At 66.9% G+C, this 26333-nt stretch carries 22 protein-coding genes and 1 pseudogene; 9 read left to right on the top strand and 14 right to left on the bottom strand.

Annotated elements, in window-relative coordinates; all coding sequences use genetic code 11:
• Positions 1-26: 26 nt before the first annotated feature.
• From WKW77_RS05305 to WKW77_RS05265, 9 genes are all read right to left on the bottom strand, one after another.
• On the bottom strand, positions 27-2747 hold the full coding sequence (locus WKW77_RS05305; RefSeq protein WP_340355796.1) for a CoA-binding protein: 2721 nt from the start codon (positions 2745-2747) through the stop codon (positions 27-29).
• 14 nt (positions 2748-2761) lie between these two features.
• On the bottom strand, positions 2762-4060 hold the full coding sequence (locus WKW77_RS05300) for an ATP citrate lyase citrate-binding domain-containing protein (protein WP_340355795.1): 1299 nt from the start codon (positions 4058-4060) through the stop codon (positions 2762-2764).
• Positions 4061-4163: 103 nt separating this feature from the next.
• The gene (locus WKW77_RS05295; protein WP_340355794.1) at positions 4164-5153 is read right to left on the bottom strand and encodes a Bug family tripartite tricarboxylate transporter substrate binding protein; all 990 of its coding nucleotides are present in this window, start codon (positions 5151-5153) and stop codon (positions 4164-4166) included.
• Positions 5154-5247: 94 nt separating this feature from the next.
• The gene (locus WKW77_RS05290; RefSeq protein ID WP_340355793.1) at positions 5248-6648 is read right to left on the bottom strand and encodes a sensor histidine kinase; all 1401 of its coding nucleotides are present in this window, start codon (positions 6646-6648) and stop codon (positions 5248-5250) included.
• Positions 6645-7313 (bottom strand): response regulator, encoded by a 669-nt coding sequence (locus tag WKW77_RS05285; protein ID WP_340356195.1) that lies wholly within the window; start codon positions 7311-7313, stop codon positions 6645-6647. The genes WKW77_RS05290 and WKW77_RS05285 overlap by 4 nt, the downstream gene beginning before the upstream one ends.
• A gap of 582 nt (positions 7314-7895) precedes the next feature.
• Positions 7896-8720, bottom strand: a complete 825-nt coding sequence (locus WKW77_RS05280) for a sulfite exporter TauE/SafE family protein (RefSeq protein WP_340355792.1) — start codon at positions 8718-8720, stop codon at positions 7896-7898.
• A gap of 13 nt (positions 8721-8733) precedes the next feature.
• Entirely contained in the window at positions 8734-10401 is a 1668-nt protein-coding gene (locus WKW77_RS05275; RefSeq protein ID WP_340355791.1) for a bifunctional protein tyrosine phosphatase family protein/NAD(P)/FAD-dependent oxidoreductase, read from the bottom strand.
• 60 nt (positions 10402-10461) lie between these two features.
• Positions 10462-11358, bottom strand: coding sequence for an MBL fold metallo-hydrolase (locus tag WKW77_RS05270; RefSeq protein WP_340355790.1), 897 nt, complete (start codon positions 11356-11358; stop codon positions 10462-10464).
• A gap of 16 nt (positions 11359-11374) precedes the next feature.
• On the bottom strand, positions 11375-11569 hold the full coding sequence (locus WKW77_RS05265) for a YgaP family membrane protein (protein ID WP_340355789.1): 195 nt from the start codon (positions 11567-11569) through the stop codon (positions 11375-11377).
• Between the two features lie 358 nt (positions 11570-11927).
• Here WKW77_RS05265 and WKW77_RS05260 point away from each other — a divergent pair.
• Both WKW77_RS05260 and WKW77_RS34985 read left to right on the top strand, forming a co-directional pair.
• A pseudogene (locus tag WKW77_RS05260) lies at positions 11928-13050 on the top strand (sigma-54 interaction domain-containing protein); the annotation flags it as partial.
• Positions 13051-13106: 56 nt separating this feature from the next.
• Positions 13107-13250: a helix-turn-helix domain-containing protein gene (locus tag WKW77_RS34985; RefSeq protein ID WP_422823151.1), complete on the top strand. Its 144-nt coding sequence runs from the start codon at positions 13107-13109 to the stop codon at positions 13248-13250.
• A gap of 347 nt (positions 13251-13597) precedes the next feature.
• Here the strand turns inward: WKW77_RS34985 and WKW77_RS05255 are convergent, their stop codons facing one another.
• Both WKW77_RS05255 and WKW77_RS05250 read right to left on the bottom strand, forming a co-directional pair.
• Positions 13598-15235: a sigma 54-interacting transcriptional regulator gene (locus WKW77_RS05255; protein WP_340355788.1), complete on the bottom strand. Its 1638-nt coding sequence runs from the start codon at positions 15233-15235 to the stop codon at positions 13598-13600.
• A 79-nt stretch (positions 15236-15314) separates the two neighbouring features.
• The gene (locus WKW77_RS05250; protein ID WP_340355787.1) at positions 15315-16763 is read right to left on the bottom strand and encodes a cytochrome P450; all 1449 of its coding nucleotides are present in this window, start codon (positions 16761-16763) and stop codon (positions 15315-15317) included.
• A gap of 170 nt (positions 16764-16933) precedes the next feature.
• On the opposite strand from WKW77_RS05250, the gene WKW77_RS05245 reads away from it, so the two are divergent.
• The 3 genes from WKW77_RS05245 to WKW77_RS05235 are packed head-to-tail and all read left to right on the top strand — an operon-like array spanning position 16934 to position 19668.
• Positions 16934-17167: a DUF2789 domain-containing protein gene (locus tag WKW77_RS05245; RefSeq protein ID WP_340355786.1), complete on the top strand. Its 234-nt coding sequence runs from the start codon at positions 16934-16936 to the stop codon at positions 17165-17167.
• A 29-nt stretch (positions 17168-17196) separates the two neighbouring features.
• Positions 17197-18927, top strand: a complete 1731-nt coding sequence (locus WKW77_RS05240; protein WP_340355785.1) for an OPT/YSL family transporter — start codon at positions 17197-17199, stop codon at positions 18925-18927.
• A 36-nt stretch (positions 18928-18963) separates the two neighbouring features.
• On the top strand, positions 18964-19668 hold the full coding sequence (locus WKW77_RS05235; RefSeq protein WP_340355784.1) for an SDR family oxidoreductase: 705 nt from the start codon (positions 18964-18966) through the stop codon (positions 19666-19668).
• 6 nt (positions 19669-19674) lie between these two features.
• On the opposite strand, the gene WKW77_RS05230 is transcribed toward WKW77_RS05235, so the two are convergent.
• Positions 19675-20580 (bottom strand): LysR family transcriptional regulator, encoded by a 906-nt coding sequence (locus tag WKW77_RS05230; protein ID WP_340355783.1) that lies wholly within the window; start codon positions 20578-20580, stop codon positions 19675-19677.
• A gap of 173 nt (positions 20581-20753) precedes the next feature.
• Between WKW77_RS05230 and WKW77_RS05225 the strand changes: the two genes are divergently transcribed.
• The 3 genes from WKW77_RS05225 to WKW77_RS05215 are packed head-to-tail and all read left to right on the top strand — an operon-like array spanning position 20754 to position 24561.
• A complete protein-coding gene (locus WKW77_RS05225; protein ID WP_340355782.1) occupies positions 20754-22325 on the top strand; it encodes an AMP-binding protein in 1572 nt (523 codons plus the stop codon).
• Positions 22326-22336: 11 nt separating this feature from the next.
• Complete coding sequence (locus WKW77_RS05220) at positions 22337-23554, top strand: acyl-CoA dehydrogenase family protein (RefSeq protein WP_340355781.1); 1218 nt, start codon at positions 22337-22339, stop codon at positions 23552-23554.
• 35 nt (positions 23555-23589) lie between these two features.
• Positions 23590-24561, top strand: a complete 972-nt coding sequence (locus WKW77_RS05215; protein WP_340355780.1) for a Bug family tripartite tricarboxylate transporter substrate binding protein — start codon at positions 23590-23592, stop codon at positions 24559-24561.
• Positions 24562-24577: 16 nt separating this feature from the next.
• Here WKW77_RS05215 and WKW77_RS05210 read toward each other — a convergent pair whose 3' ends face one another.
• Positions 24578-24727 (bottom strand): hypothetical protein, encoded by a 150-nt coding sequence (locus WKW77_RS05210; protein ID WP_340355779.1) that lies wholly within the window; start codon positions 24725-24727, stop codon positions 24578-24580.
• Positions 24728-24756: 29 nt separating this feature from the next.
• Positions 24757-25380, bottom strand: a complete 624-nt coding sequence (locus WKW77_RS05205; RefSeq protein WP_340355778.1) for a TetR/AcrR family transcriptional regulator — start codon at positions 25378-25380, stop codon at positions 24757-24759.
• Between the two features lie 131 nt (positions 25381-25511).
• Here WKW77_RS05205 and WKW77_RS05200 point away from each other — a divergent pair, with 131 nt between their 5' ends.
• Entirely contained in the window at positions 25512-26315 is an 804-nt protein-coding gene (locus WKW77_RS05200) for an SDR family NAD(P)-dependent oxidoreductase (protein ID WP_340355777.1), read from the top strand.
• Positions 26316-26333 lie beyond the last annotated feature (18 nt).

Here is a 26333-nt window from a genome sequence, read left to right as displayed (position 1 = left end):
CGAGGTTCTCCAAAGAAGGTCATGGGTCACATCACGAAGGAACACGACGCCTCGGGCGTGCGCGTGTCCATGTTCCGGCCACGGTTGAGGTGGTCGTCGATCTCAGCGGCGGCGCCGATCATTCGGCCGTAGAGGAAGACGGTGAACGCGGCGGCTTCGAGGTCGCGCTCGGTCAGCGCGCCGGCCTTGTAGTCCTTCCACAGCAGCGCAAGAAGCAGGGCCGCGATGACGGCATCGACGTTCACGCAGAAGACGTAAGGCGTGGCGCCGTTCGCATAGAGCGCCTGCACCAGTTCCAGGTAGTAGGCGTGGAAGACGTTGTAGGCGCCCTGCTGCGCCATGTAGCAGGCAATGAAGCGCTCGCGCGGATCGTGGTTGACCGGCTTGCCCTTGAACACGGGGTGATGCACACCCGGCAAGGCGCGCATTTCGCTGCCCAGTTCCTTCGCTGCGCGCTTGTCTGCCTTGTAGGTCCTGGCGAATGCAGTCGCCATGGCCTTGAGGTCCAGTCCGTGCGAAGGGTCGGTCGGATCGGTCAGGCCGCTGGACCTGAACTGTTCCAGCAGGAAGGCCATGCCCTCGAAGCCGTTGCCGCCGTGGCTGTAGCCGGTGTGCGTGAGGAAGCCGGCCATGGCCTTGTTGATCTGGACGCGGCCCGGCGTCTGCGGGCCGTCCGCCGCAACGGCGCCTTTCGCACCCTGGGCCGAGATGGAGCCCGGTCCGTTGGAGATCAGCAGTCCGATCAGCATCTGCAGAGGCCGCGATTCGTCCGCACTGGGCTTCTTGCCGGTGATGGCCAGGAAGCACAGGTCGGCCATGGTCCAGTGGCCGAAGCGTTCTTCGCGCGAGATGCCGCAGAGCGATCCCGCCTGATGCCGTTCGCCCGGGATCGATGCGCCGACCATCACCCCGTACAGGCGCAGGTACCAGGGCAAGGTTTCGGCCGTGAGTCGGCTGATGCGCTTGCGCACCAGCGGGCCCCAGGCGATCGTCGTGGCGATCGCCGCGAGCAGCGCGTCGCGCGACGGCGGGCCGTCCAGCGCCTGCACGAAACGCAGGAAGACCGACTTGGCTCCGCGCTGCCGCACGGCTTCGAGCATGGCGGCCGGGCGCGGGTCGTCGGCTTCTTCCGGTCCTGCCATGAAGAGTTCGCGCACGGCTGGATCGATCGGGAGATGCCTGAAGTCGAAGCGCTCGTCGTGACCATCCTTCAGGCCCGAACCGGCGAACAACTCGATCAGCGCACGGCTGCAGGCGAGCGTGCGATTCACGCGGCGCGGTCCGACGATGGCGACGGCTGCAGCCATCACGGTGTTGGGCGAGTTGCCGGCGTCGCGCGCCGCGTCTGCGGCCACCAGGATGGGATCGCCTACCAGGTTCACTTCGGCAGCGACGGCGATGTCGAGCAGTGCCCGATCGTTCGGACCTGCGACCTCGTGCACCAGAGGCAGCGCGAAGTTGGCCTGCAACGGTTCGAGCGCGAGTTCGAGCACGGACTTGCCGTGCACCGACGTCACCTGCGTCTTCGAGTCCATCACGGACGCTCCGGAGCGGTCCTTCATGTTCTGCCGTGCGATCACGGCGCCCACCTGCGCGGCGAGTTCCGCGATCTGCGCTGCGTAGGGTTCCGGCGCGGCGACGGGCTCGAGCGCGAGGGCCGCTGGGAGTGCAATGCCCTGGTCGTTGGCCATCCAAGGCTTGAGGACGAGGCTGCCGCGCGGCGCGAAGTCGGGCTTGGCGCCGCTCAACTTCATCACGGCCGTCAGCGCTGCGGGGATGTGCGCGATGTTGGTCACTACCGCGCCCTTGCGCGAGACGATGGGGTTCTCGGGCGTGTAGAGGCCGTCCACGCCGAAGGCCTCCATGAACCAGCGCTCCTTGTCCTCGGCGCGGTCGCCCGAGCCGGCCATCGCACCGGCGTGCCCGACGGCTCGGCTCAGCTTGGACTTCCACCGCCCCACCACGCAGGCCACCACGGGCTTGCCGAAATCGAGGTCCTGCTCGTAGTAGCCGCCGGGCTCGACGTAGAGAACGGCGGCGCGGGAGCGTCCGTCATTGCGAAACGCATGCGCGAAGTCGCGCGCTGCGTAATGGATGTAGACGTCCTTGCCCGACGAGACCAGCGTGGTCGTGCCCCAGCCTTCCGTCGAGAGGTATTGCGCGATCGTGCTCGTGAAGCCACCGGAGTTCGAGAAGATGGCCACGGTGCCCTGCAGCAGCGATTCCTCCGGATGGTCGCCACCGAGTGCGCCCCCGATGCGCGTACGGCTCCACGAGTCGGCCACGCCCAGGCAGTTGCCGCCGATGATGTCGACGCCGCGCTGCTGCGCCATGGCGCGGATCTCGCGTGCATCGTGCACCGCGATCTTCTCCGTGATGATGACGATCTTCTTCAACTCGGGGTTCACGCGGATGAGTTCGGCCACGCCGTCACGCACGCCCGAGGGCGGCAGGTAGACCACGCCGGTGTTGAAGGCGTGGCCGGCGTCTAGACCCTCGCGCACGTTGTTGAAAACGGGGATGTCACCCATGGCCGTCTTGAGGGACTGCCCGCTGCGTCCCGGTGAAGTGCCGAAGACCACGTTGCCGCCCGAGAACACATGGCTCGTGGGCGTGACCTGGCGTGATTCGCCGCCCAGGATGTTGAGAACGCAGACGCGGTCGCCGCGCGTGGCGAGGTCTGCGAGCGAGTGGATGCCGAGGTAGTAGTGCGAAGAGGACGAGGCCCCGTTGGCTTGGTTGTGCATGACCGTGATTCCTCTCAGTGGACGTTGGTGTTGGCGGTCGACGGAGCGATGCCCAGATGCGCGGCGATCTGCGCGCGCCCTTCGGCCTTCATCCATTCGTCCACCCTCTTCGCGTAGTTCACGACCTCGGAGATCGCACTGTCGAAGCCGAAGAAGCGGTAGGGCACGCCGAGCGCATCGCAGGCCTCCGCCAGGGCCCCGAAGCCGCGGACCAGGTTTGGCCCGCCGCGTCCGACCACCACATACAGCGGTGTCGGTCCGTGCTCCGAGAAGTGCTCGCGCAGCGCGTCGCCCATCGCACGCAGCGTCTCGTGGATGTCGGTGTTGTTCGACTTGCCGCCGATGATGAACAGCACGTTGGACTGCCGCAGGAAGTGCCGATAGCAGATGCGCGCGACCTGCTTCATCTTTTCGTAGGGCGGATTGCCACCGAAGTCCGACGAGATGCTGGCGGCTTCGCCCAGCACCTCGGTCACGAGGCTGTTGGCGCCGCCACCGAAGGTGGGTGCCAGGATCGAGCCCTTCTCGTTGATGACGAACACGTCCGACTGGCCCTGGTGCGTGCGCAGTTCGTTCACCTCCTGTTCGAAGGCGGAGACGTCGGCCGCGAAGACGTGGTCGGGCAGTCCCAGGCGTGCCACGCGCGGGTCATCGCGGTCGAAGCCGCACTTGAAGTCGCAGGCCACCGGTGTAAGACGGCCGTTCTTGTCCGGTCGCATCCGGATCGGATTGAGCTCCAGCGTCGTCATGCCGTAGTGATGCATCAGCTCCCACAGCTTGGGCAGGTGCTGGACGAGCGGTGAAATGACCTCGCGTGGCGCACCGATGTCGCTCAGCGCATTGGCGATGACGAAGGCCTTCAGGCCCGTGAGGGCGTCGAAGGGAACGGTGCGGATCTCGTCCTTGCCCAACTCCTCGATGTCGACACCGCCCTTGTGCGTGATGGTGATGGTGGGTGCGCGAAATCGCGTGTCGTCCGTGATCGAGAAGTAGATCTCGTGTTCGGCGGGCACACCGCCCTCGAAGGTCACGCCGTTGGCCTTGGCCGTGGCATTGCCATGCCGGTGCTCCGCGAAGTACAGACGCTCCTTCTCTGCCAGCGCCGTCTTCAGGTCACTCGCCTTGCCGATCAGACCCGACTTGCCCTTCTTGCCCACGCCGCCACGGAAGAGCGGCTTGATGAAGACCTGTCCATGACGCTTGATGAGATCCTGGATCTGCCCTTCCGAGGCATCCGGCCCGAGCACGTCGGAGGTGGGGAAGTCCACGTGTTCGAGCAGTTTGGCGCCATACAGCATGCCGGTGAGTTGCATAGGAACGCTCCTTTGAAGTTGAAAAAGACAAAGCTCCGCCCGGGCCGGTGCTGGACGGCACCGGTCACTGGCAATCAGGGAGTGGGGTCGTGGGTGCCGCTGGCTACCTGGCGACCTTGAGGCCGAACTCCTCGGCCACCTTGCGATAGCTGCTCACGCTGCGCTTCACGTAGGCATCGAGCTCCGGGCCTGTCATCGAGAACGCGTACAGCCCGCGTTCGCTACGCAACTGCTCGAAAGGCTTGCTGGCGAGCATTCGGGTGAACACATCGACCCAGGCCTTGTAGTCCGCGTCACTGACCTTCGGACCGACATAGAAGCCGCGCACGATCGGCCAGACCAGATCGAAGCCCGCCTCGCGCGCCGTCGGCACCTGGGCCAACCGGCCGGGCAGGCGCTCTTCGGACATCACCGCCAGAATCCGGATCGGCGCGCCGGCGGCGATCCGTGTCGCGGTTTCCGAGGCGTCGCCCGTGTAGACCTGCACATGGTTGCCCTGCAGCGCCATCAGCGCCTCGCCGCCGCCCTCGAGGGCGACCAGGCGCATGTTGCGATGATGGACGCCGGCGGCGCGGGCCGTCATCGCCGACTTGATCCAGTCCTGGCTGCCGACGGTACCGCCTGCGCCGAACACGATCTTCGACGGGTCGGCCTTGATGGCAGTCATCAGGTCCTTGAGCGTCTTGAAGGGCGAACTCTCCGCCACGATCACCACGCCATAGTCGGCCGCCACGCCCGCGACCCAGCGCACATCGGAGGCGTCGTGAGGACCGAACTTGCCCTGCCCGAGGTTTAGCAGCGAACCGCTGGAGAAGGCCACCAGCGTCTCTGGTTCGGCAGGCCGCTGCGTCACGAAGGCGTTGAAGGCGAGCGCGCCGATGCCGCCGGGCAGGTAGCTGATGCGCATCGGCGCCTGGATGTAGCGCCCCTCCAGCAAGCCGGCCTGCGCGAGCTTGCAGGTCACGTCGAAGCCGCCCCCCGGCTTGGCGCCAGCGACGCACTGCGTCTTGTCGAGTTCGAGCGCGTGGGCGGGCATGGCGCCCCCGCACAGCGCGAACAGCAGTGGCAGCAGAGGTTGGATGGCGTTTCGCATCGGAGCTTGTCTCTTTGGAGTGGGGTCACTGTATCGAGACGGGGCTTTCAGGCCGCTTTCAGAAAATTCGGCAAAACATAGGTGAAAACCCGAGTTATGGCGCGATGGGCAGTTCGATGGACACGACCAGGCCGCGACCGTCCTTGCCGCCCGCCAGTCGCATGCTGCCGCCGTGGCGCTGGGCGATCGAGCGGACGATCGCCAGGCCGAGGCCAGAGCCGGGCAGCGTCATGTTGCTCGCCCGGAAAAAGCGCTCGCCGGCGCGCGGGAGTTCATCCGCGGGGATGCCCGGCCCGGAGTCGATGACTTCGAGAAAGGCCGCCCGATCGTCCCGGCGTATGGCGACGGTGACTTCGCCGCCGCGCGGCGAGTAGCGGATCGCGTTGTGCAGCAGGTTGGCGAGTGCCTCGCGCAGCAGGGCGGCATGCGCGGGCAGATCGAGCCTCTCGCAGGCGCTGTCGAAGCCCAGGTCGATGCCGCTATCGCGTGCCGCCGGCCACCAGTCGCGGGTACTTTGTCGGGCCAATGCGACCAGGTCGATCTGTTCCAGTTCCAGGTCGACGGCGTCCGTGCGCGCCAATGACAGCATCTGGTTGGTCTGGCGCACCGCTTCGTCGAGCTGCGTCTTCACGGCCGTCAGCGCGTCTCGCATGCGCTCCGGATCGGGCTCGCGCAGCGCGTAGCCGACCTGTGTCGCCAGCGTGGCCAGTGGCGTACGCAGTTGATGCGAGGCGTCGTCGATGAAGCGCCGTCGCGCTTCCGTAAGCGTGCGATTGCGCACGACATGGTGGTTGATCGCGTCGACCAACGGACGGACGTCCGCCGGAATATCCACGGTGTCCAGTGGCGCAAGATCCTGCGCCGCGCGCGAGCGCACTTCATCGTGCAGACGCCGCAGCGGCTTCAGCGCCCAGCCAATTGCGACGGCGAGCAGCGCGCTGGCCAGGAGGATGAGGAGCACGTCGCGCTGCACCGACTGCCACACGAGGCTGCGGGTGAAGGTGGTGCGTGAGCCCAGCGTCTCGGCCACCTGAATGATCACGCGCTGGTCGCGCTTGCCGCCCCCAATGGGCTCGTTGAGCACGCGTGCATAGGTGCCCACGCGCACCGCTTCGTCGAAGTAGCGCGAATCCTCGAAGCGAGGCTGGCCAGTCACCAGTGCGCCGCTTGGCGACGGCAGGTCCGCGTTGCCGATCTCGACCAATGCGTCTTCAGTCGCGACGCGGTAGTAGACCTGCCCGCTCGCAGTCAGCTCGAAGAACTCAAGCATGCGATAGGGCAGTTCAACCGACAGGCCGCCGCTTTCCGTCGAGATGTTTGCGTCGATGGCCTTGATGGCTCCGAGCAGCGAGCGGTCGTAGGCCGCGTTGGCCGCGTCCAGGGAGGTGCGCCATGTGAGCCAAAGCTCGGCGATGACGAGAAGCAGCATGCCCGGCAACAGCACGAGCAGCAGCTTGCGCCGCAGGCTTGCTCCGTACCAGGGCGCAAAGGTCATGTGCCGGCTTCGAGCACGTAGCCGAGGCCGCGCAACGTGGTGATGCGCACGGGGCTCGCCTCCAGGCGCTTGCGCAGTCGATGCACCAGCACTTCGATGGCTTCCGGACTGACGTCCCGTTCGTCGGAGAAGACCCGCTCGAGGATCTCCTGCTTGGACAGTGGCTGGCCGCTGTGCTGGATCAGCGTGCGCAGCACCGCATGTTCACGCGGCGTCAGCATCAGGCTTTCATGTCCCAGCACGAACTGCTTGGTTCCAGTGTCGTACGCCAACGGCCCGCACGCAAAGCGCGGATGAGCCCCTCCGCGCGAGCGGCGAATGAGGGCGATCAGCCGCGCTTCCAGCTCGGCGAGTTCGAAAGGCTTGGCCAGAAAGTCGTCGGCGCCTTCGGTCAGGCTGCTCACGCGCTCCATGAGCGAGTCACGTGCCGTGAGGATCAGGATGGGCATGCGCTGGTCGGCGGCGCGAAGATCCGCCAGAACTTCGTGGCCGCCCAGGCCCGGCAAACCCAGGTCGAGGATCAATGCGTCGTAGCGAGTGTCCCTGACCGCGCGCCGCACCATCCGCCCATCGGCCACCCAATCGACCCGAAAATCGCTCTGCTCCAGGGCGCGGGTGAGCCAGGTTGCCAGACCGGTCTCGTCTTCAGCCAAAAGGATGCGCATGGCAATGATCGAGTCTGATTGAGTCAACATTGTGCATGGCCCCGTTGCTCTCGGTCCGCAGACCTTTGAGGACCGGGTCGATTTGAGCATGGGAGGAAAGTGCCGAAAACGAAGAGCCGAAGGCCACGCGGGTGGAACGCAACGGGCGCTACGACAGGCGGCAGAGCACCAGTATGCAGTCCTCGGTGGTCGCCTGCTTGGAGGCCGCTAGCGCTGCACTCCCGCGGCTCAGTTCGACAAGGAGCCGACACTCGGTGACGATGCTCACTGCCCCTTTGCGCTGCGAATGGCCGCGATGGCCTTTCCCTTTGGGTCAAGTAGCGTGCCGATAGCCCGCGACCCGTCATCCTTCTGGACGCTCGTAGACGACGGCGATCTCCTCGCCTGACAAACCTGCCTTCCCGAAGGCCTGGGTGAATGTCTCGCGCAGCGAGGTCACGCCCTGCGATGTCGACATCGCCAAGTAGGTGAATATTTCGCTCGCCGCGCCGCTTCTACCTGGACGCCCAAAGAACCAAATTGGACGGCTGGTCTGGGTGTTGACGCCTGTCAAACCGTAGCGAAAGACCAGGCCCTCCGACTCTACGCAGCGATCCAGCCCAGCCCGCGGGCCAGCAGCAGCACCGACACCGCGCCACTGATCACGGCGAAGGCTTGCTGGAGTCGGGCGCCAGCCAAACGGGCGGCGACCAATCTTCCCGCGAGCAGGGCCGCGACGGCGCCAACGGCGAATGGTATGGCGATCGGCCAGACGATCGATCCCTGCCAGGCTGCGGAGGCCACCCCGCCTACGGACACCAGCGCAATCACTGCCAGGGACGTCGCGAAGATGCCGGGCATTGCGACATTCGTGTAGCGGCTGAGCGAAGGCACGATGACGAAGCCGCCACCGACTCCCAGCAGGCCGCTGAGCAGGCCCGACACGACACCCGTTCCAGCGAGTACCCAGGCGCACGGAAGGGTCCAGATGAGACGGCCCTCGCCGGGACGGAGTACGCACGGGAGCTTCGACGATGCATGCACCTCCGAGCGAGGCCCGGCGTCGCGCCGCGCCTGGTTGAACATCCGCCACGCGACCCAGGCAAGTACGAAGGAGAACGCCACCATCAAAGGTGCATTGGGAATGACACGCCCCAGCCGCAAGCCCAGCGGCGCCAGCAGCATGCCCGTCACGCCGATCAGCGCAGCGGCGCGATACCGCACAAGACGCTTGCGCAGTCCGAGCACCGCTCCGAACGCGGACGCGGCGCCCACGGCAATGAGCCCGACCGGAGCGGCCTGCATGATCGACATGTGCAATCCGAATACCAGCAGCGGCACCGCGAGGATGCCGCCGCCGGCACCGGTGAGCGCCAGGATGAAGCCAACCACCGTGCCGAGGCCGAATCCGAGCAGAGCCACTTCCATATCGCAAAGCCTCCTACGTGGTCATCTCGGGCTGCGCCAGCCACTCGCGCCCCTTGAGCATCGCCTGCCAGTACAAAGGCGGCAGAACACGCTCCTTGAGGTACCAGGCCAGTGTGGATGGACGCGTGCCGTCGATGAGCCATTTCGGGAAGCTCGGCGCGAGCTTGCCGCCGTAAGTGAACTCGGCCAGAACGATCTTGCCGCGCTCGACCGTCAACGGGCATGAGCCGTAGCCGTCATAAGTGGCTTCACCCTTGGCCTCGCCCCGCGTGGCGAGCAGGTTGTGCGCCACCACGGGTGCCTGCTTGCGGGCGGCGGCCGCCGTCTTGGCGTTGGAAGTATTTCCTGCGTCCCCGAGCGCGAAGATGTTGGCGAAAGTCTTGTGCCGCAGGGTCGCAGGATCGATGTCGACCCATCCCGCTGCATCCGCCAGCGGACCGACGCGAACGAAGTCAGGTGCTTTCTGTGGCGGCGCGACATGGATCATGTCGAACTCGCGCGTGACCAGTTGCTTCGTCCCGTCGGCGTTCGCCTGGCTGAAGCAGGCCTTCCTTGAAGGTCCATCCACGGAGACCAGCGTCTGCCCGAAGTTCAGGCCAATGCCGTAGGTCGCAACGTATTCCATCAGCGCAGGCACGTATTCGCTCACACCGAAGAGCACCGCACCGGCGTTGCAGAACTGGATGTCGATCGCGCCCAGCACTCCTGTGCGCCGCCAGTGGTCAGCCGACATGTACATGGCCTTCTGAGGCGCACCTGCACACTTGATGGGCATCGGTGGCTGCGTGAAGATGGCCTTGCCGCGATGCAGTTGCTGCACCAGCTGCCAAGTGTAGGGCGCCAGGTCATACCGGTAGTTGGAGGTCACGCCATTGCGGCCCAGCGTCTCTGAAAGGCCGTCGATGCCATGCCAATCGAGCTTGAGTCCAGGGCACACCACGAGTTGCTTGTACTTGACCACGCGGCAGCCATCGAGGACGACCGCGTCGCGCTCCGGCTCGAAGGCGGCCACGGCCGACTTGATCCAATGCACGCCGCGCGGCAACACAGATGCCATCGTGCGCGCCGTGGTCGCCGCGTCGAAGACGCCGGCCCCGACCATCGTCCACCCCGGCTGGTAGTAGTGGATGTCTGCCGGATCGATGATGGCGATGTCGAGATTCGGGCTGCGCGCCAGCAGGCTGGACGCGACGGCGATGCCCGCTGCGCCGCCACCGATGATGACCACCTCGTGCGTCGCATCGGCCACCTCGATCGGTGTCTTTCCGCCGTTGACGATGCGGCGCACGACGCCCTTCAGGTCGAAGCCGGCCCTGGAAGCGCGCTCGATGATCTCCGGCAGCGGAATCCGCCCAGCCTGTGAAAGCGCCCACATCGTCGTGGAGCGCATGCCGGTGCGGCAGAAGGCCAACACCGGCTTTGGAAGCTCCGCCATCAAGGCGCCGAAGGCCGCGCCCTGTTGGTCGGTGACTTTGCCTGACTCGGCTGGCAGGTAGCGCACCTGCAGCCCCTGCTCGCGGGCCGCAAGTTCGATCTCGCTGAAGACGGGTTGATCGGATCCTTCGCCATCCGGGCGATTGCAGATCACGGACCGGAATCCCGCCTCCGCGATGGCCTGCATGTCGGCGCCGACGATCTGGGGGGAGACCGACAGTTCGCCGGTCAATGACTTGATGTCCATGGCATTGTCTCCTGGTGCGTCGTGTGACTCTGTCGGGCCACCTTTGCGTCGTGCCGCGGGCTACACCGCGTCCAAGGGAATCTTGATGTAGCGCGTGCCGTTGTCTTCGGGTTCGGGCAACTGTCCCGCTCGCATGTTGACCTGCACCGACGGCAGGATCAGCGTCGGCATGCCCAGCGTGAGGTCGCGGGCGTGCCTCATTGCGACGAACTCTTCCTCGCTGATGCCGTCGCGCACATGGATGTTCTTCTCGCGCTCCTCGGCGACCGTGGTGGCGAACTGCACCTCCCGGCCGCCAGGCTGATAGTCATGACACATGTAGAGCCGGGTTTCGCGAGGCAGGCTCAGCACCTTGTTGATGGAGCGATACAAGGTACGGGCATCGCCCCCCGGGAAGTCACAGCGCGCCGTACCGTAGTCGGGCATGAAGAGCGTGTCACCCACGAAGGCGGCGCTGGCCAGAGCCGCGTCTTCCGGGTCGCTCACCACGTACGTCATGCAGGCGGGGGTATGGCCCGGCGTGTGGATGGCGCGAGCCTTCAGGCTGCCGATGCTGAAGCTCTCGTCATCCGCGAAGAGGTGATCGAACTGGCGGCCGTCGCGCGCGAATTCGTCGCCGGAATTGAACAGAGACCCGAAGACCTGTTGCACTGTCGTGATCTGCTGGCCGATCCCGAGCTGGCCGCCCAGCGCGTCCTTCAGGTAAGGCGCCGCCGAGAGGTGGTCGGCATGTACGTGGGTTTCGAGGATCCATTGCACGGTCGCGCCGAGTTCAGTCACGCGAGCGATCAACCGATCGGCGCTCGCATGGCCCGTGCGGCCCGACTTCGGGTCGTAGTCCAGCACGCTGTCGATCAGGGCGCAGGCCCGCGTCCTCTGGTCGAGGACGATGTAGCTGATGGTCCAGGTGGCGGGGTCGAAGAAACCTTCGACCTGCATGTTGGGTGAGGTGTTCATGATCGATGTCCAGTCTTCAATGCCGGTTGTTCGAACAGGTATTGATTCGAAGCAGTCCGTAGAGGGGACACATACCGACCACGCCAGTCAGCAACGGCACGATGCCCACATAGCCCCACGCGCCGATTGCGTTCGTCGCCGCCAAGCCGATCAGAAGCACGCCAATGGCGACACGCAGTGTGCGGTCCAGGGTGCCCTCGTTCCTCTTCATGATGCGTCTCCTGTTGGTTGAACCAGTGGTGATGGCCGTCAGGCCGTCACACAGGCTCTATATCAAGAGCCATGCCACCTTCGACGGACCCGCTGGGCCGGACGCAAGTCATTGATATGAAAGAGATTTTTTCGGTGCTTCTCCTGGGGAGCGATGCTTGAGCATCGAAATGGCGGCAGACGTGGCAGAGAGAGTGGCAGTGCGGACTGCCACTTTTGGCAGCCTTTGGCAGACAGGCGCACAATCGGTCGATTTCCCGGATTTGCTCGCGATGCCAGACGTCGAACTACACAAGGACCCCGCCGCACTGGGTCCGAGTCCATACGAGGCTGCTGTCCAACCGGCCCGAGCCGGCGCCATGGATTCGGGGCCTCAAGTGCAAGCGCTGATCTCGTACCTCGAGCACGAAGCGCAGCCGATGATCGTGCTCGATCCGGACTACAACATCCTGGCGGCGAACACGGCCTATCAGCGTCAGTTCGCCACGGTGGGCAGCCCCTACATCGGGCACAAGTGCTTTCGCATTTCGCATCACTACGAAGTGCCGTGCGATCAGGCGGGTGAGCACTGCCCGATGAGACGGGCGTTCGAGCTCAAGGGTCCGGACCGCGTGCTGCACATCCATCACACGCCGCGCGGACCCGAGCATGTGGATGTCTCCCTGCGACCGATCCTCGATGCCCGCGGCGAGGTGGTGGCCTATGTCGAGCGCCTTGTGACCGTGCACAGCGCGTCGGCAAGTCCGAGTGCCAGAGGGCTGGTGGGTCGCGCGCCTGCCTTCAACGCGGCACTCTCGGCGGTGCAGCGGGTGGCGCCATCCATGCTGCCGGTCCTCCTGCTCGGCGAGTCTGGCACGGGCAAGGAGCTCTTCGCGCGTGCGATCCATGAGGCGAGCGAACGGGCCGGCGGCCCCTTCGTCGTGGTGGACTGTTCGGGTCTGACCGAGACGCTGTTCGAGAGCGAGTTGTTCGGCTACGAAAAGGGCGCGTTCACCGGAGCCAACACGCGCAAGAAGGGCTTGGTCGAGACCGCCGACGGCGGCACGCTTTTCCTGGACGAAATGGGCGATGTGCCTTTGGCGATGCAGGTGAAGCTGCTGCGCCTGATCGAATCGGGCACCTTTCGCCGTGTGGGCAGTCTTGAAACGCAGAGGGCCAACTTCCGGTTGATCTCCGCGACTCACAAGCCTCTTCAACAGATGGTGGCCGACGGTCGATTCCGCCAGGATCTCTACTACCGCATCAGTGCATTTCCGATCTACCTGCCACCGCTGCGCGATCGCGTCTCGGATATTCCCTTGCTTGTCGATTCCTTCCTGCAAAGGGGGGGCTCTGCCGAGCGTCGGGTCACGGTCGAGCCCGCCGCGATGGCGCGTCTGCAGTCCCACGACTGGCCCGGCAACATCCGCGAGCTTCGCAATGTGTTGGAGCGAGCGCGGCTCTTTGCAGATGACGGCGTTGTGCATGCCGAACATTTGCCGGACTTCGCGAGCCACGGAGAAGCCGGTCCCGCGAGTCCCGTCGCCACGGGCGGCCCGATGCCATCAGATGGCAAGGACAGCGTCAGCGACCTGAAAGCGCTGTTTCAGACAGGCCGGTACACACGGGTCGAAATGGCCGAGAGGCTGGGCCTGAGTGAACGTACGCTCTACCGCCGGCTCAAGGCGCTTGGGTTGAATTGAGTTGCGAACCGCATCGCGGACATGCCGCGGCGCGGGGCGAGAAGCCGCGGCATCCGGTGTCAAGGAGACACACAAAAAGCGCAATGCACTTTTCCCTACCTTGGGCACCCCAGTGCCGGCCAGAAATCTTCGGCAGGCGGTCGGACCCATTTGCGATCCGGAGGTGCGGCAGCGGAAGAGGCAGAGGCGCGGAGTGGCATCGCGGACTGCTTGAATCCAGAGACCAGCCACCAGCCGTGGGTGGCCGCGGAACAAGGAAAAACTGGTTGGGCAGAAGGCTCGGTTGAAAGCCAAGGAGATCTGGTCCATTCGAACTCACCTGCAAATGAACAACCGTGTACGCGATCCTAGGCCGGCGGCAGGCCTTCCTTCTTGAGCCGGTAGGCCAGTTGCGGCCGCGTGATGCCGAGCAGCCGCGCGGCCTGCGAGAGATTCCCCTTGGCGCGCTGCATCGCGAACTGCATGAGGCGCTGTTCGAGGGACGCGAGGTCGATCTTCTGGTCGAGCAGCTTCTCGCAGAACACGTCGAGCGCGTCGTCGCCGGCTTCCGCCTCGCCGGCCGGGCTGCCGGAGGCCTCCGGCGGCGTGATCCACAGGTGCGCGGCCTCGATGTCGGCATGGTCCGGCGCGAGCAGCACCGCGCGCTCGATCACGTTCTCCAGCTCGCGGATGTTGCCCGGCCATGCATGGCGCATGACTTCGCGCATCGCCTTGTCGGTGAGGCCGCGCAGCTTCTTGCCGTAGAGCGCGCTGAACTTGTCGACGAAGCGCATCACCAGCGCGGGAATGTCGGCGGTGCGCTCGCGCAGCGGCGGGATGGTGATCGGGAAGGTGTTGAGCCGATAGAACAGGTCGCTGCGGAAGCGCCCGGCCTTCATGGCGTCCTGCAGGTTGACGTTGGTCGCGGCGACGATGCGCACGTCCACCTTCGTGGGCTGCTCGGCGCCGAGGCGTTCGATCTCGCCGGTCTGCAGCACGCGCAGCAACTTGACCTGCGTGGCCGGCGGCAGGTCGCCGGCCTCGTCGAGGAACAGCGTGCCGCCGTGCGCGCGCTCGAAGCGGCCGGCACGCGCGTGGTGTGCGCCGGTGTAGGCGCCCTTCTCGACGCCAAAGAGTTCGGCCTCGATCAGCTCAGCCGGGATCGCCGCGCAGTTGACCGCGATGAAAGGCTGCCGCGCGCGCGGGCCGTTGTCGTGCAGCCAGCGCGCGAAGATTTCCTTGCCGACACCGGTTTCTCCGAGCAGCAATACCGTGATCGCGGTGTCCGCCGCGCTGCGCAGCAAGTCGAAGGACGCACGAAAGCCGGGCGAGACGCCGACCAGCTTCTGGTCGTACTCGCGCCGCGGCTGCAGGCTGCGCACATGCTCGAGGCCGAGGTTGAACTCGATCAGCTTCTGCGCCACGTGGTGCTGGCGGAAGTAGTCCAGGTAGTGTTCGTCCTGCCAGGCCTCCGCCGGCTGGCCGATGATGCGGCAGCGGCTGTCGCCCATGCTGGTGCATTCGATTTCCTTGAACACGACGAGGCGGCCCATGAAGGCGCTGGTGTAGCCCGAGGCATAGCCGATCTGCGACCAGCACTGCGGGTCCTCGCCGTAGCCGAACTCGGCGACGTGGGACTCGCACTCCCAGGAGTTCTCCCAGAGGAATTCGCCGTAGAAGTGCTTCGTCGCGAGGTCCATGTCGATGTGAACCTTCTCGACGCTGACGATGCCCTCGATGGAATGCAGCCGCGGCCCGAGCATGAATGCATCCTCGGTGCGAAGGCCGCTGCGGCGTTCCTTGACGGCCAGTTCGCCGTCGCGCTGGCCGGAGGCGAAGCCCATCCGCACCAGCAGCCCGCGGGCGCGCTCGACACCCAGCGAATCCAGCAGTTCCTTGCGCAGCTCGGCAAAGGCCCTCGCGTGCAGCAGCAGCATGCGTTGCTCGTCGAGCCAGATGTGACCCGATCCGGCGCTGAAGCGCAGGAGAGAGAGCAGTTCTCCCACGTTGTCTCCTTGGATGATGGTGCGGGCCCCGACGGGCCCCGCCGGTCATCCTAGCACCGGGTTCGTGGAACCTCCGCGCTCAGCCGGACGTGCCGTGCTCCCGCACACGCATCTTCAACCCGACCGGCGCCATGGCCAGCTGGAGCAGCTCGCGCGGCTCCTCGCCGGTGGCCGTCCCGACGTCCAGGATGTCGAAACGGCTCAGCAGGACCGCCATCGCCATCTTGATCTCGACCAAGGCGAGATATCGTCCGGGGCAGATGCGCGGGCCGGCGCCGAAGGGCATCGAGATGCGCTTGGCGGCGCTGGCGCTCTGATTGGGGTGGTCGTCGGCGAGCCAGCGTTCGGGGCTGAAGCGGGCCGCATCGTGGACGTGCGCTTCGCTCACCGCGTCGCGACGCATGACCGCCATCACCAGCATGCCGGCCGGGATGTGCACGTCGCCCAGCGTGGTGTCGCGCAGGGCCTGCATGGTGTTCTGCGGCGCCACCGGCTTCAGGCGCATGGATTCGTGGGCGCAGGCCTCGATGTAGTCCAGTTGGCCGATCTGGTCGATGGTGGGCGGCTGCCCGTCGGCACACACCCGGCGCGCTTCCGCGGTGGCCTTGGCCAGGGCATCGGGGTTCTGCCACAGCAGGTGGATCATCCACGCCAGCGTGTTCGCGGTGGTGTCTTCGCCTGCCAGCAGCATGGTGAGCACGTTACCCGCGACCTGCCTGTCGTCCATGCCGCTGTCGGGCTCGTCCGCCGCCACCAGCATGGCCTCCAGCAGGTTGGACGGATGCTCGCGCAGCGCCGGGTTCTCCTGCAACCGCTTGCGGCCTTGCGCGATGAAGCCGTCGACCGCCGCGTTCACTTCGGCCACGCTGCGCACGAGGGCGCGATCTTCGGCCGACGGGAACCATCGCCACGTCGGTAGGGGCGCGAAGATGCGTTTGAACACGGCCGGGAAGAGGCGGTTCAGGTGCTCCTGAATCACGTCCTCCCCACTCTGCAGCGTGTTCACCTCGGCGCCGAAGGCCAGGCCGGCGATCGCATCCACCGTGAAGCGCATCAGGTCCTCGCGCAGGTCGATGGCGGCGCCCTGGCGCGCGGCCTGCTGCCAGCGCTCGACCAGGCGCAGCGCGACGCGCTGAAGCGCCGGGTGGTAGCGCCGGACATGTCCGGGATCGAAGGCGGCCATGACCATGCGTCGCTGCCGCCGCCAGGACTCGCCATTGGCGCCGAAGACGCCGCCCGTGAGGCCGAGCTCGGTCCAGACCTGCTCGAGCTTGGTGGTGCGGCGAAAACCGTCGGGTCGGTCGCGCAGGGCCGCGGCAATCAATTCATGGTCGCCCACCACCACCGCGCTGCGGGGCCCCAGGCGCAGCTTGTAGATCGGGCCGTACACCTCGCACCACTGTTCGAGCTGCAGGTGCAGGCGGGTGGAGTCGACCTGGAGCAGGTTGCCGAACACCGGTACGCCGCGCGGGCCGGGCAGGTCGTCGAACTCGCGCAGGCGGGTTGCCGTGGTGGGTGCGGTGGTCATGGGCCGTCTCCATGGATGGATTCAGTTCGAGCGGTTCTGCAGGGTCCGCAATCGGCGTTCAGGATGATAGCGGCGGCCTCGCACAATCTGGCAACATCGTCGTTCGCCCACGCCGTTTCGGCCCGACCCGCCGTCCGGCCCGATCACCCGATGCACTGGAGCGCAGCCTCATGGAACTTTCGAACCACACGCTCAGAGACCTCTTCAGCCAGCTCGGCCTGCCCGATTCGCATGGGGAGATCGAAACGTTCATCGCAACGCATCGACCTCTTGCCGACAACGTCCCTCTTCCGGACGCCCCGTTCTGGACGCCGTCCCAGGCGCGCTTCCTTCGCGAAGAGATCAACGAGGACGCGGACTGGGCCGAACTGGTCGACCAACTGAACCTGCGCCTGCGCGCATAGCGGCGACACAACTCCGGTCGCGCCTGACCATGGACCGGAGCACCAACCCGCATTGGCGTTGGCTGCCTGCGGAAGGCAGCTGGCGCTACCACCTGCTGCTTGCGGTGGCAGGCATGTTCGTGCTCGGCCCGCTGGCGGGGGTGACTGCGGCCTACATGAACTTCTCGCTCGGCTTCTTCGTCGGCGGGCAAGTGCTGGCGGGCCTGCTGGGGTCCGCCGTGACCGCGGGCTACGGAGCCGCCGGGCGCCACGGCGCGAACTACATCCAGACCGCCGCGGCGTCCGTCGCGAGCATGAGCGGCCTCGGCGTGCTGCTGCAGGCCATGGCATGGATGGGCCTGCCGCAGCCCCCGGCCTGGCAGATGGTGCTGTACCTCACCTGCGTGGGCATGTTCGGCGTCGGCGTGGGCATGCTCTACACGCCGGTGCTGGTGGATCGCATGCGGCTGACTTTTCCGTCGGGTCTGGCGGTCGCGAACATCCTCCGTGCGCTGACCGATCCCGGTCTGTTGCGCCGTTCGGTGACGCAGCTTGGGAGCGGCACGGCCGTGGGCCTCGTGTCCGGGCTCGCGACGAGTCGCCTGCCGCTGCTCGGCGCGATCGAACTCTCTGCATCCACCTTCGGCGCGGGACTGGTGATCGGCGCACGGATCGGCGTCCCGGCGGTCGTGGGCGGATTGATCGGGGTCGCGCTGAAGCCCTACTTCGTGAACATCGGCTGGCTGCAGCCCGGCGATCCGCCGCGCAAGATCATGTTTCTCATCGCGCTGGGCACCATCATGGGTGCGGCGCTCATCGACCTCTGGCTGATCTTCGCGCGGGCACTGCCGCGTGCGCGGCGTGAGGCGGCTGCGAGTGCGCCGATCCCTGCCGTCGACGACTGGAAGCGCGTGAACACCGCGCGCCTCGTGCTGTGGGTGCTGTTCTGGGCGATCGCCACCGTCGTCTGCGGTCATGCGCTGCTCGGCCAGCCGGTGTTCTATCTCGCCGTGGCCGTGGCGCTGGTGTTTCTCTTCGCGCTGGTGAACGGGATCTCCGTGGGCATCAGCGATTCCAACCCGATCTCGTCGGCCTTCGTGGTCACGGTCGTCATCCTCGCGGCGCTCGGCCTGCGGGATCCCGGCGTGGGCCTGATGGCCGGCGCCGTGCTGCTGGTGGCGACCAGCGTCGCCTGCGACATGCAGCAGGACCGCTCCACCGGCTGGCGGCTCGGCACGCCGCGTGCGTTGCAGTTCCGCTATCAGGTGCTCGGCATCCTGATGGGCGCGACGATGGCAGTGGTGTTCGCGCGCCTCTTCATGGCCGCGTACCCGGTGCTGCTGCAGGACCAGACCGTGATGAAGGCCGACCAGCAGCCCGCCGAATGGGGCTCGGCCATGACGTACAAGCTCGTGGGCGTGCTGCGGGGCCTGACCGACGAGATGACCTACCAGCGCACCGCCGTCGCGATCGGGGTCGCGGCCGGTGCGGTGATCGAGGTGCTGCGCAAGTGGCTGCGCCCGCGCAGTTTCGTGCTCGATGCGATCGTGCTGCCTTCGCCCTATGCGTTGTCGTTCGGCGGCTTCGTCAACCTGCCGACCTCGCTCTGGCTCGGCGCAGGCGGCGTGGCGGGCAGCCTGCTCGATGCGCGCGGCGCAAGGCGCAGGGACGTGCCGCAGGACATGGGCAGCGCCTCCCTCTTCGGCGGCGGCCTGATCGCCGGCGACGCGCTGGCAGCCGTCGGGATCGGCATTGCAAGCCTGCTCGCCGCACTGCTCTAGCATGCGGCGCATCGCATCCATCAACAGGAACAAGCAATGACATCCGACAAAGTGGCACTCATCACCGCCGGCGGCAGCGGCATGGGCGCGGCCGCCGCCGAACGCCTCGCGGCCGACGGCTTCAAGGTCGCGATCCTCTCTTCGTCCGGCAAGGGCGAAGCGCTGGCCCAGCGGCTCGGCGGCATCGGCCTCACCGGCTCGAACCAGTCGACCGACGACCTGCGCCGGCTCGTCGATCTCGCGACGAACCAATGGGGCCGCATCGACGTGCTGGTCAACAGCGCCGGGCACGGCCCGCGCGCGCAGATCCTCGACATCACCGACGAGGACTGGCATCGCGGCATGGACACCTACCTGATGAACGTCATCCGCCCCACGCGCCTCGTCGCGCCAGTGATGCAGCAGCAGAAGGCCGGCGCGATCATCAACATCTCGACCGCGTGGACCTTCGAGCCGAGCGCCCTCTTCCCGACCTCCGCGGTGTTCCGCGCCGGGCTGGCGTCGTTCACCAAGATCTTCGCGGACACCTACGCGGCCGACAACGTCCGCATGAACAACGTGCTGCCGGGCTGGATCGACAGCCTCCCCGCCACGGAGCACCGCCGCGATTCCGTGCCGATGAAGCGCTACGGCAAGCGCGAGGAGGTCGCGGCGACCATCGCATTTCTCGCCTCCGAGGGCGCCGGCTACATCACCGGGCAGAACATCCGTGTCGACGGCGGGCTGATGCGCTCGGTCTGAGTCTGTTCAAGCGCGCGGACCAGCGGTCTCGCGCAGGATTTCGAGGAAGCGCCGGGCCAGCGGTGACAGCACATGGTCCTTGCGCATCAATGCGCCGATCTCCCGCGCGAAGCGTGCCTCCGCGAAGGGCAGCGGCGCGAGACCTTCGCCGGCGGGCCCGTCCAGCATCGCCTGGCTCATCAGCGCCACGAGATCGCTGCGGATCAGGAGCCGGCTGAGCTGCGACGCGGTGTTGCTCACCTCGACCGCAACGCGCGGCGGCGGCATGCCCGCCTCCGCCAGCCGCGCCTCGACGCCGCGACGTCCGGCCACGCCGGGCCCCGGCAGCATCCAGTGCGCATCCAGCAGGTCCTGCAGCCGCACGCGCCGCCGCAGCAGCAGCGGATGGTCTTCGCGCACCACCATGCACAGGTCGTCGTTCATCAGCGGCACCGCTTCGAGATCTTCGGACAACACGCGCGGAATCGCGTTGATGCTGAGGTCCAGATCGCCCAGCCGCAGCGCCCCGAGCAGCGCATCGTTCAGGTTGACCATCACGCGCAGGCGCGCGGCCGGGCGCTGCTGGTGGAGCTGGAGGCACGCCGGAACGAACAGCCGCTCCGCGTACAGCGGCGACACGCCGACGCGCAGCAGGCCCATCGCGCCGAGGTGCAGGTCGGAGGCCTCCTTGATCGCGTCGCCGAGGCTCGTGCGCAGGGTTTGCGTGCGCTGGCGGAATTGCTCCGCAACGGGCGTGAGCGTCATGCCGCGCGCGCCGCGCTCGAACAGCGGAAATCCGAGTTCCTTTTCGAGCCGCTGCAGGCCCTTGGTCAGCGCGGGCTGCGAAAGGCCGAGCGCCGCCGCCGCCCGGCGCACCTGGCCGTGCTCGGCCACCGCCAGGAAGTAATCGATGTCATCCAGCCGCAGGGCCATGGCCGCCTCCTTGAAGATTCCCGCCGCATGAGGGCGCAGCCGCTCCGATAACGCTGCGTTATCGGAAAACGCGGGTGGATTATCCGCAGACGGGCCGCCGATTCCTAGACTTCCTCCATCCACTTCAGGAGACAAGCAATGACGAATCGCCCTGCCCGACCGGAGGCCCGCCCATGAACCTCGGCATGTACCTTGCGCGCGGCGCGCGCCAATGGGGCGACCGCCCCGCCGTGCTGTTCCGCGACCGCGCGCTCAGCTACCGCGAGTTGGAGCTGCGCTCCAACCGGCTGGCGCATGCGCTGAAGGCACTCGGCCTCCAGCGCGGCGATCGCGTGGCGGTGGTGTCGCCCAACCGGCCGGAAATCGTGGAACTCGAATGCGCGCTCTACAAGGCCGGGCTGGTGAAGGTCGCGCTCAACTCGCGCCTCGCGCCGCAGGAACTGGCCGATGCGCTCGGCAACGCCGAACCCGCCCTCTGCCTGGCCGGTCCCGAGCATCGCGGCATGGTCGACGAGGCCGCCGCCGGTGCGCCTTCCCTGCAGCACCGGATCGCGTTCGACCCCACGCCGGAAAGCGACAAGGGCGGCTGGCTCCACTACGAAGCCGTTCTCGCCGGCGCGTCCGACGCCCACATGCACGAGGAGATGAAGCCCGACGAACTCGCCGTGCTGCACTACACCTCGGGCTCCACCGGCAAGCTCAAGGCCGCGATGCAGACGGTGGGCAACCGCTTCGCGTCGCTGCGCAAGAACGTGATGGGCCGCATGCATGCGCAACCCGGCGACGTGCTGATGCTCTCCGGCCCGATCACGCATGCCAGCGGCATGTTCATCCAGCCCGTGCTCTACCAGGGCGCGACGATCCTGCTGATGGAAGGCTTCCGTCCGGCCGAGTACCTCGATGCGATCGAGAAGCACCGCGTCACCATGGCCTTCCTGGTGCCCGCGATGATCTACGCGCTGCTGGCCGAGCCGAGCCTTCGCGGGCGCGATCTGTCCAGCCTGCGGCTGTTGAGCTACGGCGCCGCGCCGATGTCGCCGTCGCGCATCCGCGAAGCGTGGGCCGCGTTCGGGCCGGTACTCGCGCAAGGCTATGGCGCGGGCGAAACCACCGGTGGCGTCGTCGGGCTCTGCATCGCCGATCATGCGGCGGCCATCGAAGGCGGCAACGAGGCCTTGCTCTCCGCGTGCGGACGTCCGTTCTGCGAGTCCGACGTGCAGGTGCTCGACGACGCGGGCCAGCCGGTCAGCGGCGACGCCATCGGCGAGATCTGCGTGCGCGGTCCCGATGTGTTCGCGGGCTACTGGCGCGCGCCCGACCAGACCGCGCAGGCGCTCGACGCCGCCGGCTGGCTGCACACCGGCGATCTCGCGCGCGTGGACGACCGGGGCTACATCTACATCGTCGACCGCAAGAAGGAGATGCTGGTCTCCGGCGGATTCAACATCTACCCGAGCGAGGTCGAGTCGGTGCTGGCGCAGCACCCGGCGATCTACGAGGTGTGCGTGGTCGGCGTGCCCGACGACCACTGGGGCGAAACGGTCAAGGCGGTCGTCGTGCTGCGCGACGGCGCCGAGGCGGACATCGGCCACATCATGGACTTCTGCCGCGGCCGGCTGGCGGACTTCAAGCGCCCTCGCTCGGTGGACTTCGTTGCGCAACTGCCGAAGAACGCGAACGGCAAGCTGTCCCGCAAGGATGTGCGCGAACACTATTGGCGCGGCCGCGAGCGCCGCGTGAACTGAGGAGCCCCGCGATGGATGCAACCACCACCCACATGCCGGCGCTTCGCGCGCCCATGCCGCCCTTCGAGGGCTCCGACGCAGCGCGCGACTTCATCGCCCGGCTCGACACGTTCATCCGCGACGAACTGCACCCCCTGGCCAAAGAGCACGGCATCGACTCCGAGAACGGCGCGCCGCGCGCGCTGCTGGAGCAGGTGTGGAAGCGGTCGCGCGATCTCGGCTTCTACGGCATGACCTTGCCCAAGGCGCTCGGCGGCGCGGGCTTCAGCGTGGTCGACCACGCGCTGGTCAAGGAATCCATCTACGCGAGCGGCTCGCCTTTTGCGCCGCACGTGCTGGGCGAACTGACCGGACCGCCGCGCGTGGGCGCTTTGGCCAGGCAGGCGACGCCGGACCAGATGGAGCGCTTCATCCTCCCGGTGGCGCGCGCCGAGAAGGCGATCTGCTTCGCGATCACCGAGCCGGAGGCCGGCTCCGACGCCGGTGCCCTGCAGACGCGCGCGGTGAGGGATGGCGACGAGTTCGTACTCGACGGCACCAAGCGCTTCATCTCCGGATCGCCCTTCTGCGACTTCGCGGTGATCATCTGCTCCACCAGCGACGATCCCGCGGTGCGGGAAACCACCGCCTTCTTCGTCGAGCGCGACCGCCCGGGCTTCCGCGTGGAAGCCGGCTACAAGACGATGGCGGGCCAGTCCCACACCGGCAACATCGTGCTGACCGGCTGCCGCATTCCGGCGGCCAATCAGATCGGCGAGCGCGGCCGCGGCCTCGCACTGGCGCTGGGGCGCATCACGGTCAACCGCCTGTTGCATTGCCCGGCGATGCTGGGCCTTGCGCGGCTTGCGCTGGAAGATTCGCTGGCCTACGCGGGAAAGCGCCGCCAGTTCGGGCAACCGATCGGCGCCTTCCAGGCGGTGCAGCATCTGCTCGCGGACATGGCGACCGAGCTGGCGGCAGCGCGCGCGCTGATGCTCAGCGTGGCCCGCAGCCTCGATGCCGGTACGGACGCGCGCGCCGAAGCCTCGATGGCGAAACTGTTCTGCTCCGAAACCGCCTTCCGCATCGCCGACCGTGCGGTGCAGGTGCATGGCGGCGAAGGCATCGTGCAGGGCAGTCGCGTGGAATTTCTCTTCCGGCTGCTGCGCATGTACCGCGTGCTGACCGGCACCAGCGAGATCCAGCGCAACACGATCGCGCGCGAATTGCTGGGCGCGGCGGTGCGCTGAACAGCACACACTCGAACATGAGACAGGAGACAAGCATGCAGACACTCAACAGACGCAGCCTGCTGCTGGCAGCCGCCGGCCTCGCGCTGGCGGGCTCCGGCTGGGCGCAGGACTACCCCTCGCGGCCGATCAAGTGGATCGTGCCCTACCTCGCGGGCACCGCGCCCGACATCACGGTGCGCATCGCCGCCGAGGCGATGTCGCAGATCCTCAAGCAGCCCGTGGTGATCGAGAACCGGGGCGGCGCCGCCGGCAACCTCGGCGCACAGATCGCGGCGCGCGCACCGGCCGACGGCTACACCTGGGTGTATTCCGCCACGCCGATGGCGACCAACATGCGCATGTACCGCAAGCCGGGCTACGACGTCATGAAGGACTTCATCCACGTGGGCGGGATCACCCGCTCGGACGTGGTGCTGGTGGTCTCGGGCGATTCGGACATCGACAGCACGAAGGCGCTCGTCGAGCGCATGCGCCAGCAGCCGGGCAAGCTGTCGTACGCCTCCGGCGGCGTGGGCACGCCGGCGCACATGGGCGCCGAGCTCATCCTCAAGAGCGCCGGGGCGCAGGCGCTTCACGTGCCTTACAAGGGCGCATCGGAATCGGCGAACGCGGTGCTGGGCAAGCAGGTGGATTTCGCGCTCACCATCAGCTCGGTCTCGCTGCCGCACATCAACGCAGGCAAGCTCAAGGCGCTGGCGGTAACTGCCCCGACGCGCAATCCGCGCCTGCCCGACGTGCCGACCCTCGCCGAGGCGGGCATCGCGGGCGTGACGCTGGTGTCCTTCGGCGGGCTGTCCCTGCCGGCCGGCACGCCGAAGCCGGTCGTGCAGCGTGTCTCGCAGGCACTTCAGCAGGCACTGGCCGACCCTGCCGTGCGAGCCAGGCTGGAGGCCAACGGCGCCGAGGTCGTGGCCAGCCAGTCCGATGAATACGCCCGCAACCTGGCATCGGAGATCTCGCTGACCGAGAAGATGATGAAGGTCGCGAACATCGCCGCGCAGTGAGGCGCGGGGCGCCTGCTCAGTCGACGTTCTGGTAGCGCTCGATCTGGCAGGCGTAGCCCCCGGGGTCCGTCGCGCAGACCGGATAGCTTCGTGGCGACGGGCTGCCGGCGCAGCCGTACAGGGCGCAGACGGCACAGAGAAGAAGCGCGCCGACAAGCGGGTTCATGGGATCTCGTTGCGGCGTCCGGGGGCCGCTCAGTGCGACAGCTGCGGCTCGCCGAGCAATTGCAGGATCGCAACGCGCACGTGCTTCTGCATCGTGGCGACCGCGCGCTTGTCGCCGTTGAGGTGCCGGAGCAGGCACTGCTGGAAGAGGCCGTCGAACACCGCATAGGCCACGCCCGGCGGCACCGCCAGCGCCCGGCCGCCCAGCTCGGAGAAGCGCACCATGATGCGCCAGACCATGCGCTCGAGGCTCTTGTCGATCTCGGCGACGTCTGCGCGGAACGCATCCTCGAAGAGCGACTGCGAGCGCAGGTCATACCACAGGCGATGCAGCGGCGCCTCGTCGCGCACCGTCGCGCCGAGCGCATCGAGGAAGCCTTCCATCAGTTCCTCGAAGCCGGTGGCCTCCTCGACCACCCGGTCGTAGCGCTTGACGCACACCGACTTGTACTGGCGCACGCTGCACAGGATCAGGTCCACCTTGTCCTTGAAGTAGTAGTGCAGAACACCGTGCGAATACTCGGAGTTCTGTGCGATCTCGCGCAGGCTGGTGCGCGCGTAGCCGAGCGATGCGAGCGTCTGCAGAGTGGCTTCGCCAAGCTCGGCGCGGCGCTGCGAAAACTTGTCGACCTGTGAGCGGGCAATGCGTTCCATCGCGCGAAAAGATAGCACAGAGGATGTGTTTGACATATGCCCAGTTTTTTCTTGACACGTGTCAAGGCCACTCCTAGCATGGCCTGCGCTTCGTTTTTCCCCGACTCGTAAATCACAACCGGAGACAAGACATGACGAAGATCGACCTGACCGGCCGAAAGGCCCTGGTCACCGGTGCCGCGCGCGGCATCGGTGCCGCGATTGCCAAGGCACTGACCGACGCCGGCGCGTCGGTGATGATCGGCGACGTGCTCACCGACCTGGGACAGGAAACCGCGCAGACGCTCACCTCAGGCGGCGCGACCGCCCGCTTCGTGAAGCTCGACGTCACGAGCGACAGCGACTGGGAAGCCGCCGTCGCCGCCACGGTAAAGGAGCTCGGCTCCTTCGATCTGCTCGTCAACAACGCCGGCATCGAGATCACCTCGCTCGTGATCGACGTGAAAGCCGAGGACCTGCGTCGCATGTTCGACGTCAACGCGGTCGGCACGCTGCTCGGCATCAAGCACGCATTCCGTGCGATGAAGCCGGGCGGCGCGGCGGGCAAAGGTGGCTCGATCGTCAACATCGCCTCGGTGGCCGCGACCATCGCCTTCCCCGCGATCGCCGGCTATTCGGCCACCAAGTCCGCCGTCGACCGCATGACGCGCATTGCGGCCAACGAGTCGGGCAAGCTCGGCTACGGCGTTCGCGTGAACTGCGTCTATCCCGGCCTCGTGCCGACCGAGATGGGCATGAAGCTCGCCAACGACATCGTGGCCGCCGGCCTCGCGCCGAGCGTGGAGGCGGCGGTGGGCGATGTGATCGGGCAAACGCCGCTGGGCCGTCTCGGCGAAGTCGGCGACATGGCCGATGCGGTCGTGTTCCTCTGCTCCGATGCCGCCCGCTTCATCACCGGCATCGGCCTGCCGGTCGATGGCGGCATGGGCATGTAGCAGCTTCCGATCCACACA

Source organism: Variovorax ureilyticus (genome assembly GCF_037889935.1).
Taxonomy (GTDB): Bacteria; Pseudomonadota; Gammaproteobacteria; order Burkholderiales; family Burkholderiaceae_C; genus Variovorax; species Variovorax ureilyticus.
This window is presented reverse-complemented; position numbering and strand designations above follow the sequence as displayed.